The sequence below is a fragment of the Salinispora oceanensis genome (assembly GCF_000383575.1).
In the GTDB taxonomy this organism is placed as follows: domain Bacteria; phylum Actinomycetota; class Actinomycetes; order Mycobacteriales; family Micromonosporaceae; genus Micromonospora; species Micromonospora oceanensis.
In genome coordinates this window covers 2,594,252-2,610,916 of the sequence record NZ_KB911579.1, presented here as the reverse complement: position 1 = coordinate 2,610,916, position 16,665 = coordinate 2,594,252, and the positions used below count along the sequence as shown (strand labels likewise).

At 71.6% G+C, this 16,665-nt stretch carries 16 protein-coding genes and 1 pseudogene; 3 read left to right on the top strand and 14 right to left on the bottom strand.

Features of this window, described 5'->3' with window-relative positions; all coding sequences use genetic code 11:
• Positions 1-17: 17 nt before the first annotated feature.
• The 5 genes from SALPAC4_RS0112190 to SALPAC4_RS0112170 are packed head-to-tail and all read right to left on the bottom strand — an operon-like array spanning position 18 to position 5,203.
• Positions 18-1,532, bottom strand: a complete 1,515-nt coding sequence (locus SALPAC4_RS0112190; RefSeq protein ID WP_019870564.1) for a complex I subunit 4 family protein — start codon at positions 1,530-1,532, stop codon at positions 18-20.
• The gene (locus SALPAC4_RS0112185; RefSeq protein ID WP_019870563.1) at positions 1,529-3,478 is read right to left on the bottom strand and encodes an NADH-quinone oxidoreductase subunit 5 family protein; all 1,950 of its coding nucleotides are present in this window, start codon (positions 3,476-3,478) and stop codon (positions 1,529-1,531) included. Before SALPAC4_RS0112185 ends, SALPAC4_RS0112190 begins: the two co-directional genes overlap by 4 nt.
• On the bottom strand, positions 3,475-3,903 hold the full coding sequence (gene nuoK, locus SALPAC4_RS0112180) for an NADH-quinone oxidoreductase subunit NuoK (protein WP_019870562.1): 429 nt from the start codon (positions 3,901-3,903) through the stop codon (positions 3,475-3,477). Before nuoK ends, SALPAC4_RS0112185 begins: the two co-directional genes overlap by 4 nt.
• Entirely contained in the window at positions 3,900-4,475 is a 576-nt protein-coding gene (locus tag SALPAC4_RS0112175) for an NADH-quinone oxidoreductase subunit J family protein (protein WP_019870561.1), read from the bottom strand. The genes nuoK and SALPAC4_RS0112175 overlap by 4 nt, the downstream gene beginning before the upstream one ends.
• On the bottom strand, positions 4,472-5,203 hold the full coding sequence (locus tag SALPAC4_RS0112170) for a NuoI/complex I 23 kDa subunit family protein (RefSeq protein WP_019870560.1): 732 nt from the start codon (positions 5,201-5,203) through the stop codon (positions 4,472-4,474). Before SALPAC4_RS0112170 ends, SALPAC4_RS0112175 begins: the two co-directional genes overlap by 4 nt.
• 259 nt (positions 5,204-5,462) lie before the next feature.
• On the opposite strand from SALPAC4_RS0112170, the gene SALPAC4_RS0112165 reads away from it, so the two are divergent.
• Complete coding sequence (locus SALPAC4_RS0112165) at positions 5,463-6,524, top strand: glutathione S-transferase family protein (RefSeq protein WP_019870559.1); 1,062 nt, start codon at positions 5,463-5,465, stop codon at positions 6,522-6,524.
• Between the two features lie 205 nt (positions 6,525-6,729).
• Here the strand turns inward: SALPAC4_RS0112165 and SALPAC4_RS0112160 are convergent, their stop codons facing one another.
• The 3 genes and pseudogenes from SALPAC4_RS0112160 to SALPAC4_RS28970 all read right to left on the bottom strand — a co-directional run bounded on the left by SALPAC4_RS0112160 (position 6,730) and on the right by SALPAC4_RS28970 (position 8,187).
• Positions 6,730-7,371 carry an HAD family hydrolase gene (locus tag SALPAC4_RS0112160; RefSeq protein ID WP_019870558.1) on the bottom strand — a complete coding sequence of 214 codons (642 nt, stop codon included), beginning with the start codon at positions 7,369-7,371 and terminating at the stop codon, positions 6,730-6,732.
• A 70-nt stretch (positions 7,372-7,441) separates the two neighbouring features.
• Positions 7,442-7,624, bottom strand: coding sequence for a DUF397 domain-containing protein (locus SALPAC4_RS0112155; RefSeq protein ID WP_019870557.1), 183 nt, complete (start codon positions 7,622-7,624; stop codon positions 7,442-7,444).
• Positions 7,615-8,187, bottom strand: a pseudogene (locus SALPAC4_RS28970) (Scr1 family TA system antitoxin-like transcriptional regulator). The gene SALPAC4_RS0112155 and the pseudogene SALPAC4_RS28970 overlap by 10 nt, the downstream one beginning before the upstream one ends.
• Positions 8,188-8,391: 204 nt before the next feature.
• Here SALPAC4_RS28970 and SALPAC4_RS0112145 point away from each other — a divergent pair.
• Positions 8,392-9,102 carry an SDR family NAD(P)-dependent oxidoreductase gene (locus SALPAC4_RS0112145; protein ID WP_027644575.1) on the top strand — a complete coding sequence of 237 codons (711 nt, stop codon included), beginning with the start codon at positions 8,392-8,394 and terminating at the stop codon, positions 9,100-9,102.
• Positions 9,103-9,114: 12 nt separating this feature from the next.
• On the opposite strand, the gene rarD is transcribed toward SALPAC4_RS0112145, so the two are convergent.
• From rarD to SALPAC4_RS0112130, 3 genes are read right to left on the bottom strand one after another with little or no spacing between them, the layout of a single operon-like run.
• Positions 9,115-10,062 carry an EamA family transporter RarD gene (gene rarD, locus SALPAC4_RS0112140; RefSeq protein WP_019870555.1) on the bottom strand — a complete coding sequence of 316 codons (948 nt, stop codon included), beginning with the start codon at positions 10,060-10,062 and terminating at the stop codon, positions 9,115-9,117.
• A gap of 29 nt (positions 10,063-10,091) precedes the next feature.
• Positions 10,092-11,054 carry a complex I subunit 1/NuoH family protein gene (locus tag SALPAC4_RS0112135; RefSeq protein ID WP_027644577.1) on the bottom strand — a complete coding sequence of 321 codons (963 nt, stop codon included), beginning with the start codon at positions 11,052-11,054 and terminating at the stop codon, positions 10,092-10,094.
• Complete coding sequence (locus SALPAC4_RS0112130; protein ID WP_019870553.1) at positions 11,054-11,659, bottom strand: NADH-quinone oxidoreductase subunit C; 606 nt, start codon at positions 11,657-11,659, stop codon at positions 11,054-11,056. Before SALPAC4_RS0112130 ends, SALPAC4_RS0112135 begins: the two co-directional genes overlap by 1 nt.
• 176 nt (positions 11,660-11,835) lie before the next feature.
• Between SALPAC4_RS0112130 and SALPAC4_RS0112125 the strand changes: the two genes are divergently transcribed.
• Positions 11,836-12,882, top strand: coding sequence for a glucose 1-dehydrogenase (locus SALPAC4_RS0112125; protein ID WP_027644578.1), 1,047 nt, complete (start codon positions 11,836-11,838; stop codon positions 12,880-12,882).
• 75 nt (positions 12,883-12,957) lie between these two features.
• On the opposite strand, the gene SALPAC4_RS0112120 is transcribed toward SALPAC4_RS0112125, so the two are convergent.
• The 3 genes from SALPAC4_RS0112120 to SALPAC4_RS0112110 all read right to left on the bottom strand — a co-directional run bounded on the left by SALPAC4_RS0112120 (position 12,958) and on the right by SALPAC4_RS0112110 (position 16,642).
• Complete coding sequence (locus SALPAC4_RS0112120) at positions 12,958-13,524, bottom strand: NADH-quinone oxidoreductase subunit B (protein ID WP_019870551.1); 567 nt, start codon at positions 13,522-13,524, stop codon at positions 12,958-12,960.
• A 125-nt stretch (positions 13,525-13,649) separates the two neighbouring features.
• Positions 13,650-15,152 carry a pyridoxal phosphate-dependent decarboxylase family protein gene (locus SALPAC4_RS0112115; protein WP_019870550.1) on the bottom strand — a complete coding sequence of 501 codons (1,503 nt, stop codon included), beginning with the start codon at positions 15,150-15,152 and terminating at the stop codon, positions 13,650-13,652.
• Complete coding sequence (locus SALPAC4_RS0112110; RefSeq protein ID WP_019870549.1) at positions 15,149-16,642, bottom strand: MFS transporter; 1,494 nt, start codon at positions 16,640-16,642, stop codon at positions 15,149-15,151. The genes SALPAC4_RS0112115 and SALPAC4_RS0112110 overlap by 4 nt, the downstream gene beginning before the upstream one ends.
• Positions 16,643-16,665 lie beyond the last annotated feature (23 nt).

Sequence of the window (16,665 nt, the reverse complement as noted above, 5' to 3'; positions counted from 1 at the left end):
CCGTACCTCCAGCCAGCTCACGGGCGCCCCGACAGCAGGGCGTCCACCGGCGCCTGGGCCACGCCCAGGACCAGGATCGGGGCCAACCCCACGGCGAGCGTGAGCAACACCAGCGGCGCCCAGGTCAACAGTTCCGCCCTCGCCACACCCGGCCCGACCTGCGCCACCACCGGGCTGGCCTGGCCGTGGGTGACCTGGCGGAGCAGCCGCAGGAGGTACGCGGCGGTGAGCGCACCGCCGAGCGCCGCGAGGACGGCGAGGGTCAGCCAGAGGGGACCACCGACGCGGACCGCGGCGACCACGGCGAAGGCCTCTCCCCAGAAGCCGGCCAGGCCGGGCAGGCCCAGCGAGGCGACGGCGGCGAAGCCGAGGAGCCCGGCCAGCCGGGGTGCGGTATCCCGCAACCCGGAGAGATCAGCCAGGTCGCCGGTGTGCGCCCGGTCCTTGATGGCGCCGGCGAGGAAGAACAGCAGGCCGGTGATGATCCCGTGCGCGATGTTGCCGATCAGGGCCGCCCGCAGGCCGGTACCGGTGAGCGTGGCGACACCGAGGAGCACGAAGCCCATGTGCCCCACGCTGGAGTACGCGATCAGCCGTTTCAGCTCGGTCTGTGCCAGGCAGACCAGGGAGCCGACCAGGATCGCCGCGACCGCGAGCACGCCGAGTACCGGCGCGGCCCATTCGGCGCCTTCCGGGGCGACGCCGACCGCGACCCGGATCAGCCCGTAGGTGCCCATCTTGAGCAGCACCCCGGCGAGGATCACACTGCCGACGGTGGGCGCCTGGGTGTGCGCGTCGGGCAGCCAGGAGTGCAGTGGCCACAGCGGGCTCTTCACCGCGAAGGCGAGCGCCAGCAGGGTGAACGCGGCGAGCTGCGGCCCGCGGGAGAGCCCGGTGCCGCCGGTCAGCGCCACAATGTCCGCGGTGCCGGCGGCGGTTACCACCACCAGGACGCCCACCAGCAGCAGCACTGAGCCGAAGAGGGTGTAGAGGGCGAACTTGCGGGCCGCCCGGCGCCGGTCGGGCCCACCCCAGCCAACGATGATCGCGTACATCGGCAGGAGGACGACCTCGAAGAAGACGAAGAAGAGCACCAGGTCGAGGGCGAGGAAGGTGCCGAGGATGCCCACCTCGACCACCAGCAGCAACGCCACCAGGGCCCGCCCGCTCCCCCCGCAGGGGACCTTCCACAGGGTGTAGCCGCAGCAGAGCAGGGTCAGCAGCGCGGTCAGCACGACCAGCGGCCAGGAGATGCCATCCACCCCGAGGTGGAAGCGGAGATCCAGGCCGGGCACCCAGGGCAGGTCCACCTGATGCCAGGGGCGGACCGCGGGGCTCGGGTCGGTACCCGCCCCGCCGGCGTCGTCGCCGCCCGCGACCAGCGGTAGCGCGGCGAGCAGGGTCAGCCCGGCGGCCACCGTACCGACCAGGCGGGCGGCCCGGTCGTGCCGGAGCGCGGCGACGACCGCCGCGCCGGCCGCCGGCACCGCCAGCACCGCCACCAGCAGGACCTGCCCCACGACCCCGCTCATGCGTCGCCTCCGATCAACACGGCCGCCAGCCCGATCAGCAGCGCGCCGGCCAACACACCGGCGGCGGCCCGGGGCAGCGTGGCGCGGTGCCACGCCGCCAGCCCGCCCCCAAGCCACCAGGCCACCCGACCGCTGCCGGTGACCGCGCCATCCACCACCACCTCGTCGGCGGTACGTGCGCCAGCGGCGAGCCGCGCGATCGGGCGTACCACCAGGGTGTGCTGGAGGTCGTCGAGCCAGAACGCGCGGGCCGACAGCGGTCGCAGCGGACCCAGCAGCACGGCCGGGTCACCGCCCGGATCTCGCCGCCAGCGGGCCCAGGCGAGCCCCGCCCCGAGCGCCAGCAGGACGAGCGGCAGCAGCACGGTCGGGCCGACGTGCACCAGCGGATCGGCGGGCAGCAACTCCGCGGTGCGCTCCCGGGTGGCCGACCCGTACGGTTCGAGCCACCGGGCGAAGGTTCCGGAGAATCCGGCCAGACCGAGCAGCGCCGCCGGGACGGTCAGCAGCAGCACCGGCCAGCGCAGCACCGCGGGCGGGTCGTGCGGCTGAGGCAGCGGGCTGCGGGGTGCGCCGAAGAAGGTACGTAGCAGCAGCCGGGTGGCGTACCCGGCGGTGAGGGCGACCCCGACCAGCCCGGCCAGCCACACCGACCAGCCCACCCAGGCCGGCGCGGGGCCGCCGTGCCGGGCGGCTTCCTCGGCGGCGTACAGCACGGAGTCCTTGCTGAAGAAGCCGGAAAGCGGCGGCAGCCCGGCCAGCGCGCCGAGGCCGACCAGCATGGACCAGAAGGTCACCGGCATCGTCCGGCGCAGGCCACCGAGCTGGGACATCAGCGCGGTACCCGCGGCGTGGATCACCGCCCCCGCGGCGAGGAAGAGCAGCGCCTTGAAGGCGGCGTGGGTGAGTAGGTGGAACAGGGCCGCCGCGGGTGCACCCACGGCCAGCGCACCGGTCAGGTAGCCCAGCTGGGAGACCGTTGACCAGGCGAGGACCCGCTTGAGGTCGTCCTGGGCGAGGGCGGCGAACGCGCCGAGCAGCAGGGTGATCGAGGCCAGCACGCCGAGCACCGCCAGGGCGACCGGCACCTGCCCGAAGAGGGGGAAGAGCCGGGCGACGACGTAGACCCCGGCGGCCACCATGGTCGCCGCGTGGATCAGCGCGGAGATCGGGGTGGGGCCGGCCATCGCGTCGGGCAGCCAGGTGTGCAGCGGGAACTGGGCGCTCTTGCCGGCCACCCCGGCGAGCAACAGCAGGCAGGCGGCGGTGAGCAGGCCGGTGGCGTGGTCGTGGCTGAGCACGTCGGCGATCCGGAAGCTGCCCGCGGAGACGCCGAGCAGCGCGATCCCGAGCAGGAAGCCGACGTCGCCCACCCGGGTGACCAGGAAGGCCTTCATCGCGGCGCCGGGCGCCGCGGGCAGCCGTCGCTCATGGGCGATCAGAAGGTACGAGCAGAGGCCCATCACCTCCCAGCCGACCAGCAGCAGAATGAGGTCGCCGGCGACCACCACCAGCAGCATCGCGGCGGTGAAGAGGCTGATCTGGGCCGCGTACGGCGGGTAGCGGTGGTCGACGTCGACCTCGTCGTGCGGGCCGTTCCGGAGGTAGCCGATCGAGTAGACCTGCACGGCGAGGGCCACCGCGGCGACGGCGACCGCCACCAGCGCCACCGTCGAGTCCAGCCGGACGCCGAGGGTGACCGTCAGCCCGCCGAAGTCGACCCAGGTCCGGGTGGCCTCGGCCGGCGCGTCGAGGGTGGCCAGCAGGGCGACGGCGAGGAGTAGCGACAGGGCCGCGCCGGTCGTCCCGAGGGTGATCGCCGCCCGGCGGGCCCGCCGCCGGGCCGCACCGGCTTCCGGGGACGCCGGCGGCAGCAGGAGCCCGAGCAGGCCGGCCACCAGGGGTACGGCCGGCAGCAGCGTGCCGAGCAGGACGGGCGTGCTCACCGGTCTGCCTCCCCAGGGGTGGCCGCCGTGGTGGGCGGGGCGGCCTTGTTGGGCGGGGACGCCGACGGCCCGGCCAGAGCATTCGGCGACGGGGCCTCGGCCGGGGCGTTCGGCGACGGGGGCTCGGCCAGCGGCACCTCGTCCACGGCCACGCTGGCGCGCATCCGGTAGAGCTGCAGCACGATGGCCAGCCCGACACCCACCTCGGCGGCGGCCAGCACGATCACGAACAGCGCGAAGACCTGGCCGCCGTGCGGCAGCTGGGATCGAACCGTGGTGTCGGCGGTGACCAGGATCAGGTTCACCGCGTTCAGCATCAGCTCGACCGCGATCAGCACCAAAATGGCGTTGCGCCGGCGCAGCACCCCGTAGGTGCCGAGCCCGAACAGCAGGGCGGCGGTGACGTAGGGGATGACCGGCCTCACCGGGACCGCCTGCCCTCGGTGGCGGTTTCGGTGGCGACCTCGTCCGCCCCGCTGCCGCCGGCCGGGTCCACCGGTGACCGTCCGATGTCCGGTCGGGACAGGATGATCGCCCCCACCAGGGCAGCGAGCAGCAGCACCGAGAGCACCTCGAAGGGCAGCACCCAACTGCCGAAGATCTGCTCCCCGATCCGTTCGGCGCTACCGGCCGTGGGTAGCGGCACCGACGACCACCGGTACGCGTCCACCAGCAGCGCGGCCAGCCCGAGCCCGGTGCCGCCGCCGATCAGGGCGGCCGGCCAACCCGGTCGGTCCAGGTCGGTGGAGGCGCCGATCGGGGCACGGGTGAGCATCACCGCGAAGAGCAGCAGCACCACCACCGCCCCCACATAGATCAGCACCTGCACCCAGGCGACCAGCTCGGCGGTGAGGACCAGGTACATCCCAGCCACGGCGGCGAGGCAGAGCACCAGGTAGAGGCCGGCCCGGACCAGGTGTCGGGTGGCCACCGCCAGGGCGCCGGAGCCGACCGCCAGCGCGCCCAGGGCGAGCAGCAGCGCGTCGGTGCCGGTCACGGGGTCGGGCCTTCCCCGGTTGCGGTGTCCCCGGCTGGTCGGGCCCCGGGTCGGGGCGGGGGGCGATCCGCGGCACGGGGCGGGGCGGCCGCCGGGCGTTCGGTGGAGCGGGGCGCGGCGGCCGTCGGGCGTTCGGTGGAGCGGGGCGCGGCGGCCGTCGGACGCTCGGCGGGGTTGGCCGGGACCGCGGCTTTCCGCGCGGCGGCGGTCTCCTCCTTGGCCGGCTCGCCGTTCGGGTCGTGCGCGGGCGGCGGCGGGACGGTGCCCATCCACTCGCCGAGGTGGTCCTTGTCGTGCAGGAGGTCCTTGATGTCGTACTCGGCGTACTCGAACTCCGGGGACCAGTAGAGCGCGTCGAACGGGCAGACCTCGATGCAGATCCCGCAGTACATGCAGAGCGAGAAGTCGATGTCGAACCGGTCCAGCACGTTGCGCTGCCGGGCACGAGCCGCCCCGGGTACCACCACCTCCTCCTTGTGCGAGTCGATGTAGATGCACCAGTCCGGACACTCGCGGGCGCAGAGCATGCAGACCGTGCAGTTCTCCTCGACCAGCGCGATCACGCCGCGCGATCGCGGCGGCAACGCCGGGGCGACATCCGGGTACTGCTGGGTGGCCGAGCGGCGGGTCATCGTCTTCAGCGTGACCGCGAGCCCCTTGACCAGGCCCACGCCGGGCAGGCCGCGCTCACCGTCGGCCGGGTCGCTGCGCTCGCTGGGGTCGGTCATGCCGACCATCCTGCCCTGTGCCCCCCGGCGGGCGCGACCACCACCCGGGTGCGGGCTACGGCGGGCGGCCGGTGCGGGCGGCGACCGTCGGCCGGGCCAGCTGCGGCTGTCGGCCTCCGCCGGCGGGTGACCCATCGGTCGGGCGAGGCGCGGCCGGGTTACGGCGCGACGCTTCGCGCGCCGACTGATCCGGCGATGATGGGTGGTGGGCGCATCGCGGATGGGTGGTGGGCGCATCGCGACGACCAGAGGGGGCGGCGTGACCGAGGGCGCGACGGCGGGCAGCGGCGAGGCGGCGCTGCGCCGCACCGGCGGACGGTACGTCGAGCCGGGCGGCGAGTTCACCCGGGATCAGCGCTACATCGCCACCCGGATCACCGCCGACGGCGGGGACGGCTGGCCGGTGGAGCCGGGGCGGTACCGGCTGGCGGTGAGTCGCGCCTGCCCGTGGGCGAACCGGCTGGTCATCGTCCGACGGCTACTCGGGCTGGAGGACGTCCTCTCGATGGCGATCGCCGGCCCGACCCACGACCGGCGAAGCTGGAGCTTCGACCTCGACCCCGGTGGCCGGGATCCGGTGCTCGACATCGAACGGCTGGCGGACGCCTACTTCGCGCGCTTCCCCGGCTACGACCGCGGGATCACGGTACCGGCGATCGTCGACGTACCGACCGGGCAGGTGGTGACCAACGACTTCGCGCAGATGAGTCTCGACCTGTCAACCGAGTGGACCGCGTACCACCGCGACGGGGCACCGGAGCTCTATCCGCAGCGGCTCCGGGACGAGATCGACGAGGTGAACGCGGTGGTCTTCGCCGATGTCAACAACGGGGTCTACCGGTGTGGCTTTGCCGGCAGCCAGTCGGCGTACGACCGGGCGTACCAGCGGCTGTTCGACCGGCTGGACTGGCTGAGCGACCGGCTCGCCGAACGCCGCTACCTGGTCGGGGAGACGATCACCGAGGCGGACGTACGGCTGTTCACCACGCTGGTCCGCTTCGACCCGGTCTACCACGGCCACTTCAAGTGCAACCGCAGCAAGTTGACCGAGATGCCGGTGCTCTGGGCGTATGCCCGGGACCTGTTCCAGACCCCCGGGTTCGGCGACACCATCGACTTCGATCACATCAAACGGCACTACTACGCGGTGCACGGGGACCTCAACCCGACCGCGATCGTCCCGCTCGGCCCGGATCTGGCGAACTGGCTGACACCGCACGGTCGGGGGGAGCTGGGTGGTCGCCCCTTCGGCGACGGCACCGCCCCACCGCCGCCCCCTCCGGCCGAACGGGTCGACCCCGCACACACCCCCCTGCGCTGACGGACCACGGGCATGCCAGGGCGTTTGGACGCAGCAGATGAGGCCGGTGGCGAGAGCGAACCGGGCTCGCCAGCTCAGGCCGGGCAATGGCCAGCGGAAGACACCGCCACGGCCACCTCCGCCCTGGTGCCGAGCCGGGTGATCGAGCCACGGGTACTGGACGCCACCAGTGGTGGCGGTGATCCCGAGACGATCGCGCTGCGGCTTATCGTGACAGGGGCGTCATTCCGGTAGGCCCACTCAGGACGCCGGTCTGCACGTTGAACGCCGTCATGCCTGCCGATTTGGCCGCCGCGACACCCGCCTGCGTGTCCTCATAGACTAAGCAGTCGGCCGGCTCAGCATCGAGCCGCTGGGCAGCCAGCAAGAAGATATCTGGCTCGGGTTTGCCCCTGCCCCGCGGCACATCACTCCAGGTGACGACGACATCAAACAGGGCTGCAAGGCCTGTCGCTGCGAGCCCGGCAGCCACGACGTTTCCGGACGAGTTCGAGCCGATGCCGAGCCGCTGGCCGCGCTGCCGTGCGGCGCGCGCGACCAGGGCCACTTCGTCGATCACCTTGAGGTTAGGGGCGGCAGCCCGCACGTACCTGCGGCACCTGCCGATAATTTCGTCAATCGGTTCCGGCAGATGACCAAACTCCTGCTCCCACACGAGCAGCAGGTCCGGCGACGCAATCGCCTGCCGCGGCCAATACCAATCCGGATCTAGCTTCACTCCCACATCTGCCATCGCACGCACCAGGGCCGCAAAACAGACCTTACTGGAATCCACAAGGGTGCCATCCCAGTCAAATATCAGAGCCTCGTAGGCCCTACCGTCCGGCACGGTCGCGCGCGTGGTCATTGGGTAAACCTCCCAGCAGCGATCCTTGATCCGCCCAGAATCGGTTCACCCGCGGATCCGGTCGGGGGCCCTAGCGTTGCAGCGACGCCAGGAAGGACCGCCAGGAACCCGGATCAACCGCCAGCGCCGGCCCCGCCGGATCCTTACTGTCCCGCACCCCCACCACACCGGCCAGGTTCGTCGCCACCTCAACACAGTCGTTGGTCTGAGCACTCCGACTGCTCTTCCGCCAGGTAGCACCCGTCAAGTCCATGACTCCGTCACTTCCCTCACCAGTTCGATCGACTTCTGCGGAGGCAACGCCTCGCCAAGGCTAGCTTCCCAGACCCGTTGCAGCCGCCCGAGATCCGACGCTTGATCGACTTCCTGTGCTCCTCGTCGTAGAGGATGCGCTGGCCTTCCATCCACTCGTTGAGCCGCGCCTCCACCTCCGCCGCCTCAAGCAGACCGCCCGCCTCGAACACGGCACGCGCGTACGCCTCGGTCTGGAGCAGACCGGGAACGTAGAGCGGTTCGAACCACCGCAGCACCCTCGCCTGCGAAACGATCTCGCCGCCGCCTAGCCAGGGTTGGGCACGATCCAGACTGACCAGATTCGCCAACATGCGAGTAAAGGCCGCCGGTGTCCAGCGCCTTGTCGAACTGCTCGAGATACTTGCTGGTCGGCGGCGCCTGCCCCAACTCCACCGCACTGACCATCGACGGCGAATAGTTGATGGCCTTGGCCAACTCCTCCTGACTCCAGCCCCGCCGAACCCGCGCCCGCCGCAACTCCGCCACCAAAAACGCCGCAGCGGTCATCTCTCCAGTCGCCATCTCCAACCGCCCTCCACGAACCGGTTGATCGACTCCAATACCGCGCCACCCGCAACCCCAGCCCCACCCAAAGGCCCTCGCACAACACCACCAAACCCTTCCGACCGTAGCCGCACCCCAGCACACTGTGAAGCACGACGCCCGCCTCCATTCCCGAGCACACCGTTCTGGACGATCAGCTCCACGGTTTGATCACATAGTCGGATGAACAACGTTGGGAAGCGCGTAGCGGTCGTTACGGGAGCCAACCGAGGACTCGGCTACGCGATCGCGCGGCGACTGGCCGCGCAAGGCCTACATGCGGTGCTGACGGCCCGAAGTGAACAGGCTGCCGAACAGGCTGCGGCGAAGCTTCGCGAGGAAGGGCTGTCGGTTTCGTCGCACCAACTCGACGTGACCGACCCGGCGAGCGTCGTCCGCGTGATGGCAGATACTGGAATCACTTATGGTCGGCTGGACGTGCTGGTAAACAATGCCGCGGTAGCCATTGACCGAGGCCAGCAAGCAAGTGCGGCAGACATGGAGAAGGTTCGCGCAACCATTGATGCCAACCTGATGGGAGCCTGGCGTTGCTGCACAGCCGCCATACCCGAAATGCGCAAACTCGGGTATGGCCGCATCGTAAACGTCACTACCCATATGAGCACCTTCGGGCAGATGAGTTCTGGCAGCGTGGCCTACCGAATCTCCAAAACCGCACTGAACGCCTTGACCTGCATCCTGGCCGCGGAGCTCCATGCGGCGAACATCCTGGTGAACGCCGCCTCACCAGGAAAGGTCGCCACCCGAATGGCCTACGGGAAGGCAGAGCAGACTCCGGACGAGGCTGCCGACACCTTCGCTTGGCTGGCGACGCTGCCAGACAGCGGTCCCACCGGGCAGTTGTTCTACCGACGGGAGCCGCTCCAATGGTGACCGTCGATAGGGCTAGCGACGCAGGGACGGTGAAGTACCCGTCCCGGATTGAACCGCGGGCAAAACTCCTTCCGCAGGGTGCGGGGGGAGGCGGCGGGCGGCGCGGACGGCATCGACGGTGAAGACGGCGAGCGCGAGCCAGACCAGGGCGAAGCCCGCCAGGCGAGCGGGGGGCATGGGCTCGCGGAAGATGATGACGCCGCAGCCGAGTTGGAGAATCGGGGCGAGGTACTGAAGCATCCCGAGACTGGTGAACGGCAGCCGGTTGGCCGCACCAGCAAACATCAGCAGGGGAATCGCGGTTGCCGCTCCGGCCGAGACCAACAGGGCGGTGTGTCCCGCCGACACCGCCCCGAACGCGGCCCCGCCGGTGCCACCCAGCCACGCCAGGTATACGAGCGCGGGTAGGGCGAGGACCGCCGACTCCACGAAGAGCCCCTCGGCGGCGGGTAGGCCGAGGCGCTTCTTGACCAGCCCGTACCCGGCGAAAGTGAACGAGAGGACCAGCGCCAGGTACGGCGGGCGGCCGTAGTCGACGGTCAGCACCACGACCGCCGCCCCACCCACGCCCAGTGCCGCCCACTGCGCGGGGCGCAGCCGCTCCCGCAGTACGAACACTCCGAGCAGCACCACCACCAGCGGGTTGACGAAGTATCCGAGGGAGGTCTCTACCACCCGCTCGGAGTTGACCCCGTAGATGTAGGTGCCCCAGTTGAGGGCGACCAGCGTGGCGGCGATGCCGAGCGCGGCCAGGGCCCGCGGTCTGCGCAGCAGCGCGCGCAGGAAACGGTGGTTGCGCATCACCGCCAGCACCAGCGCGACGAAGACCACGGACCAGACGATCCGGTGGGCCAGGACTTCCAGGGGGCCCGCCGGCCGTAGCAGTCTCATGTAGAGCGGGGAGAAGCCCCAGAGCACGTACGCGCCGATGCCGTACAGGTAGCCGAGCTTGCGAGGCATCACTCCGCAACGCTAAGGGACAGCATGCGCTACAGGGCGATGCGGACGGAGACGGTCAGGACGAGCTGGGCCAGCGAGACGGGGACCAGCACCAGCCAACAGAGTCGCTGGAGCTGATCGGCACGCAGACGTGGGTAGCTGACCCGGAACCAGATGATCACGAAGCTGACCGCGGCGACCTTGAGCAGCGTCCAGAGCCAGCCGAGCTGCGCGTCGGCGAACGGCCCCTGCCAACCGCCGAGGAACAGCACGGTGGTGAGCGCGGCGATCACCACGACCCCCACGTACTCGGCGAGCAGGAAGAACGCGAAGCGCAGGCCGGTGTACTCGGTCAGGTAGCCGAACACCAGCTCCGAGTCGGCGATCGGCATGTCGAACGGCGGTCGCCGGATCTCGGCGAGCCCCGCCACGAAGAAGACAATCATCGCGGGGGCCTGCCAGATCAGCCACCAGGGCTGCCACGCCTCGACGATGCCTGGCAGGCTCAGCGTGCCGGCCGCCATCGCCACCGACGCGGCGGCGAGCACGAACGGCAACTCGTAGCCGAGCAGCTGGGCCGCGGCCCGCAGACCGCCGAGGAGGCTGTACTTGTTGGCGGAGGCCCACGCCGACATCAGCACGGCGACCACGCCGACCCCGACCACGGCGAGCACGAAGAAGAGCCCAATGTCCAGCGGTTGCCCGACCAGGTCACCGGGCCCGAGTGGGATCACCAGCAGCACCAGCAGGTAGGGCACCAGGGCCACCACCGGGGCGAGCCGGAACACCGGGCGGTCCGCCCCGTCCGGGGTGATCTCTTCCTTCTGGACGAACTTCACGCCGTCCGCGATCAGCTGCGCCCAGCCGTGGAAGGCGCCGGCGTACATCGGGCCCAGCCGGCCCTGCATGTGCGCCATGATCTTGTGCTCGGCCTGGCCGACCAGCAGCGGCAGGGTGAGGAAGGCGACCAGCACCGCGCCGACCCGGAGCAGCAGCTCCACCCAGAGCGGCATCAGGCCGTCCCCCCACCCTCGGGGGAAGTCGGCGCCGGGCCCCACTCCCCCGGCGCCGGCACGCCCGGTGGGCGCATCGGCCGGCGGCCACCACCGGCCTTGGCCTCGCCCGGCTCCTTCGCCCCCGGCCAGGGCTTGGCCACCCGGGAGGCGAGGACGAACTCCTTACGCAGCGGATGCCCCTCGAACTCCGGGGGCAGCAGCAGTGGCTTGAGGCCGACGTGGTTGACGAAGTCGATGCCGAACATCTCGTGTGTCTCGCGCTCGTGCCAGGCCGCACCCGGAAAGATGTCGACCACCGAGGCGACCCGTGGCGCCGCGCGGGGCACCCGGGTGCGCAGCAGCAGCCCGTGCCGACGCGTACTGGACCAGAGGTGCACCACCACGTCGAACCCGGCGGCCAACTCGTCCACCGCGGAGAGCCAGTCGAAGAAGTCACACGCCAGCTCAGCGTCATCCCGGGCCGCGCGCAGCGCGTCGGTCCAGCTCTCCGCGGGTACGTCAACGGTGGCGCGGGCGTAGGCCTGACCACCGGAGACCGAGGTGGTGACCTCGACCGGGGCGAGCAACGCGGCCATCCGCTGGCCTACCTCGTCCAGAGTCATGCCGCCGATCCTATGACCCGCTGGGGTCGGTGTGCGTTGCCCAGCGGGGGCCAATCTCGACCGCGGGCGGGCGGCCGATGGGCTCGACCGGGGCGCCGCCGGCCGGTGGGGCTCGACCGGGGGTCCGCGGTGGCATTCGGCGCCAGCGCCCGCCGCCCTCGGCGAAGATGAGGATCATGCGCGCGGTGACGGTCTCTCCCCAGGTCCCCGGCTCGCTCCGCCTGGTCGAGGAGTGGCCCGAGCCGGCCGCCGCGGAGGGCGCGATCCTGGTCGAGGCGCTGGCGGTGGGGATCTGCGGCACCGATCAGGAGATCATCGCCGGCCAGTACGGCGAGGCGCCCCCCGACCAGGAGCGGCTGGTTATCGGGCACGAGTCGCTGGGCCGGGTGCTGGCGGACCCGACCGGCACCCTGCGCCGCGGCGACCTGGTGGCCGCGGTCGTACGGCATCCCGACCCGGTGCCCTGCCGGAACTGCGCCGTGGACGAGTGGGACATGTGCCGCAATGGGCTGTACACCGAGCACGGCATCAAAGGGCTGCCCGGCTTCGCGCGGGACCGGTGGCGGGTGCAGCCGCGGTTCGCCGTGCCGCTCGATGCCGCCCTCGCCCGGGTGGGGGTGCTGCTGGAACCAGCCAGCGTGGTCGCCAAGGCGTGGGAGCAGATCGAGCGGGTCGGCCACCGCGCCCGCTGGGACCCACGGAACGTCCTGGTCACCGGAGCCGGGCCGATCGGCCTGCTCGCCGCGCTGTTCGCCACCCAACGTGGACTGACCGTGCACGTACTGGATCGAAACACGACGGGGCCGAAGCCAGACCTGGTCCGAGCGATCGGTGCCAACTACCACACCGCGTCGGTCAACGAGGTGGACCTCCAGCCGGATGTGCTGGTCGAGTGCACCGGCAACCCGACGGTGGTGCTGGACTCGATGTGCAAGGTCGGTCCGACCGGCATCGTCTGCCTGACCGGCGTGTCCAGCGGTGGTCGGACCATCGACTTCGACGCCGGGGCGCTGAACCGGACGCTCGTGTTGGAGAACACCGTGGTCATCGGGTCGGTCAACGCCAACCGCCGGCACTGGAAACAGGCCGCGGCGGCGCTGGCCCAGGCCGACCGCTCGTGGCTGGACTCCCTGATCACCCACCGGATACCGATGTCCGACTTCAGGGCCGCGTACGAGGTCAGCGAAGGGAAAATCAAGGTGGTCCTGGACCTCACCGCCTGAGCTGGGGACGCCCCAGGCAGCGAACGGGCTCAGCAGGGAACGGGCCAGGACGGGTCAGGACGGGTCGGGACGGGGTCAGGACGGGTCGGGCGGGCGGACCGGCGGGGCGGTCAGCGACTCGGCGGAGCGGGGGGCGGGGGCGTCGGCCGGTGCGGCCAGGGCGTCCGGGCGGGAGACCCCGCCGACGCCGGCCTCCTCGGCGGCGATCTTCTCCTGCAGCCGCAGGATGCCGTGCAGCAGCGCCTCCGGCCGGGGCGGGCAGCCCGGAACGTACACGTCGACCGGGATGAGCTGGTCGACGCCCTTGGTCACCGAGTACGAGTCCCAGTACGGCCCGCCGCAGTTCGAGCAGGCGCCGAAGGAGATCACGTACTTCGGCTCGGGCATCTGGTCGTAGAGCCGCTTGATGGCGGGGGCCATCTTGTCGGTGACCGTGCCCGACACCACCATGAGATCGGCCTGCCGGGGGCCGTGCGCGAACGGGATCACCCCGAGGCGCATGAAGTCGTGCCGGCTCATGCTGGTGGCGATGAACTCGATGGCGCAGCAGGCGAGGCCGAAGTTGAAGACCCAGAGCGAGTAGCGCCGGCCCCAGTTCAGCACGAATCGGATCGGCTCGCCCAGCACAGCCGGCACCTGCACCTCGCAGCCTCCCTCATCCGTTCCCGGTACGACAGTCAACCACAGCGCCCGCGGCGGCGCCCGGCGCAACCGGACCCGGTTGCGCCGGCAGCCGCCGGGTGCCGGCGCTCGGGGCGTCCCCGCCGTCAGTCGTGGGACCAGGTGGGTCGTTGCAGCAGGCCGACGAACTCCATGAGCAGGCGCTCCTGTAGCGCCGCCGGCACCGCTTCGAGCAGGGTGTTCACCACGGCCATCCGGTCCGGCACCGGCTCGGCCGACTCGGCGCCCGCCGTATCGCCCAGGCCGAGACCGAGCCCGGCGGCCAGGCCGGCGACCAGGTCCGAGGTCAGCCCTTCCGGGGTCAGTGAGCGGGCGAGGGCGAGCAGTTCCGCGGGGAGCGTGACCGGCCCGGCCGACTGGGTGGCCACGATGGCGTCAGCCAGGTCAACGCCGAACTTCGCCACCGCCGGCGCTACCGACGCGGTCACCGTCAGGTGCACGGTGCGCGGCAGGCCGGCGTAGGCGAGCTGCGGTTGGGTGTGCCAACCCCGCGCGGCCAGCTCGTCCACCAGCACGAAGAGGTCCAGCTCCGGATCTGTCGCGGTGAAGCAGATCACGGTCGACTCGGGCTCGGCCACGAGCCGCAGCCCGCCCGTGGCTCGGACGACATCAGCCAGCTCCCGCACCGCGTCCCGGGTCGCCGCCGCCAGCCGTAGGTAGCCGTCCTCACCCAGGTGACGCAGGGTCGCGTAGGCGGCGGCGATCGGCCCTCCGGAGCGGGTGGAGGCGATCACCGGGTTGATCATCGTGTAGCCGGGCCAGTCGGCGTGCACGAAGTACTGCGGCTTGCGCAGCTCCGGGTCCCGGTGCAGCAGGATCGACACACCCTTCGGGGCGTACGCGTACTTGTGCAGGTCGACCGAGATCGAGGTGACCCCGGGTACGGCGAAGTCGAACGCCGGTACCGACTCGCCGAGGCGGCGGAGCCAGGGCAGGGCCCAGCCACCGAAGCAGGCGTCCACGTGGCAGCGCACCCCGGCGTCGGCGGCGACCGCCGCGATCTCGGTGACCGGGTCGATGACCCCGTGCGCGTATCCCGGGGCGGAGGCGACGACCAGTACGGTTTCGGGGCGGATCGCGGCGGCGATGGCGGCCGGGTCGGGGCGCAGGGTCTCTGCCGACACCGGCACCATGTCCACGGCCACCCGCAGGTAGTGGCCGGCTTTGGCGAACGCGGCGTGGGCGGTCACCGGCATCACGATCCGCGGTTCGGTGATCTCGGGGTGGGCGTCCCGGGCCGCCTTCACCGCCAGGATCAGCGATTCGGTGCCCCCGCCGGTGACCGAGCCCACGACGTCCGGCGCAGCGGTGCCGGGCCCGCCCCCGAGTAGCTGGGCGGCGGCACCGACCAGAGCGTTCTCCATCGCGAGCAGGGACGGGAAGGCGGTCGGGTCGAGCCCGTTGACGTGGGCGCTCTCCGCGTGCGCGGCCGCGGTCAGCTCATCCAGCCCGGGAACCGCCGGGTCGTAGACGTACGCGAACAGCCGCCCGCCGTGGGTGGGCCGGTCCCCGCTGCGCAGTGCCCGGATTCCGGCCAGAACGTGCTCCGCCGGCAGTCCGTGGGCGGGCAGCCCCGCTTCGTCGATCATTCAGTGGTGCCCTTTCCGTGGGGGTCGGCGACCGTGGTCGCCACCGAAGGTCCGGATTCGCGAGAAGGTAGCTCCTCCGCGACGGCGTCGAGATCAGCGGGGGTGAGGGAGTAGGGGCGCAGCAGCAAAGTGGCGGCACCGACCAGGATGGCGGGGAGGACGGTGAAGCCGAGGAGGATGCCGAGCCGGGCAGAATCCGGCTGGGTCGCGGCGGCCCCGGTGTCCGACGAGAGGTAGCCGGAGAGCTGGAGCACCAGCCCGAAGATGCCCGGCCCCAGCGCCAACCCGAAGGTCTCGCCGGCCGTCCACACCCCGGTGAAGACGCCCGCCTGGCGCCGGCCGGTGCGGGCCTCGTCGTAGGCGATGCAGTCGGGCAACATGGCGAGGGCGAAGACCTGCTGGCCGGCGTACCCGACGCCGACCAGCGCGACCAGCAGGTAGATGCCGACGGCGGGGAGCACCTCGGCGCCGACCAGAGCCAGCGCGCCGGCGGCGAAGAGGAGCGCGGCCGTGACCAGACCGGTGCGCTTGCCGAACCGCTGCCCGACCCGGCTCCACAGCGGCATGACCAACAGCGCCGGCCCGACGAAGCAGGCGAACAGGACGGTGGGCCCGCTCTCCGGGTTGCGCAGGATCTGGGTGGCGAAGTAGTTAACCCCGGCCAGGATCGTCGCCACCCCGGCGGACTGGATCACGAAGCAGGCCAGGAGCACCCGGAACGGCCGGTTACGGACGGCGGTCCGGAGTTGGACCCGCAGCGACGGCTCGCTCTCGTGCACGATGCCGACCGGCGCGGACCGGGTGCCGACGAACGCCCCGACCGCGCCCAGCAGGATCAGGGCGGCGACGAAGAGCCCCATCCAGCGGTGCCCGGTGATACCGCCGCCGCCCGCGTCCCGCACCAGTGGGGCCACCGCGCCGGAGACCAGGATGGCCAGCGCCAGCACCGCGATCCGCCAGGTCATCAACCGGGTGCGCTCGGTGTAGCCGGTGGTCAGCTCGGCCGGCATCGCCACGTACGGAACCTGGAAGAAGGCGAACGCGGTCGCGGTGGCCAGGAAGGCCAACGCCACGTAGCCGCCGGCCGCCGCCCCGGCGCCGAACGGCGCTGCGAAGATCGCGGCGAAGCAGACGGCGAGCGCGATCCCGGCGCCGAGGAGGTACGGGCGGCGGGCTCCCCACCGGGAGCGGGTGCGGTCAGAGATCCGGCCGGCGACCGGGTTGACCAGCACGTCCCACGCCTTCGGCAGCAGTACGAGCAGGGCGGCGATTCCCGCCGTCACACCCAGCGTGTCGGTCAGGTAGGGCAGTAGCAGCAGCCCGGGCACGGTGCCGAAGGCCCCGGTGGCCAGCGAACCGGTGGCGTAGCCGAGGTGCACCCGGCGGGGCAGCGCCGCACCTCCGGGCAGACCGGCGGGGTCGCCGGCCGACGCCGGGCGGGCGGTGGAGCCAGCAGCAGGTGGACCGGTTCCAACCGGCGGCGCGTCCATGGCGCCGAATATTACTCACAAGT

Coding starts and splice junctions, on each gene's coding strand:
- SALPAC4_RS0112190 (WP_019870564.1), bottom strand. CDS start 1,532: ATGAGCGGGGTCGTGGGGCAGGTCCTGCTGGTGGCGGTGCTGGCGGTG.
- SALPAC4_RS0112170 (WP_019870560.1), bottom strand. CDS start 5,203: ATGACCGACCCCAGCGAGCGCAGCGACCCGGCCGACGGTGAGCGCGGC.
- SALPAC4_RS0112160 (WP_019870558.1), bottom strand. CDS start 7,371: ATGACCACGCGCGCGACCGTGCCGGACGGTAGGGCCTACGAGGCTCTG.
- SALPAC4_RS0112155 (WP_019870557.1), bottom strand. CDS start 7,624: ATGGACTTGACGGGTGCTACCTGGCGGAAGAGCAGTCGGAGTGCTCAG.
- SALPAC4_RS0112145 (WP_027644575.1), top strand. CDS start 8,392: ATGAACAACGTTGGGAAGCGCGTAGCGGTCGTTACGGGAGCCAACCGA.
- rarD (WP_019870555.1), bottom strand. CDS start 10,062: ATGCCTCGCAAGCTCGGCTACCTGTACGGCATCGGCGCGTACGTGCTC.
- SALPAC4_RS0112135 (WP_027644577.1), bottom strand. CDS start 11,054: ATGCCGCTCTGGGTGGAGCTGCTGCTCCGGGTCGGCGCGGTGCTGGTC.
- SALPAC4_RS0112130 (WP_019870553.1), bottom strand. CDS start 11,659: ATGACTCTGGACGAGGTAGGCCAGCGGATGGCCGCGTTGCTCGCCCCG.
- SALPAC4_RS0112125 (WP_027644578.1), top strand. CDS start 11,836: ATGCGCGCGGTGACGGTCTCTCCCCAGGTCCCCGGCTCGCTCCGCCTG.
- SALPAC4_RS0112115 (WP_019870550.1), bottom strand. CDS start 15,152: ATGATCGACGAAGCGGGGCTGCCCGCCCACGGACTGCCGGCGGAGCAC.
- SALPAC4_RS0112110 (WP_019870549.1), bottom strand. CDS start 16,642: ATGGACGCGCCGCCGGTTGGAACCGGTCCACCTGCTGCTGGCTCCACC.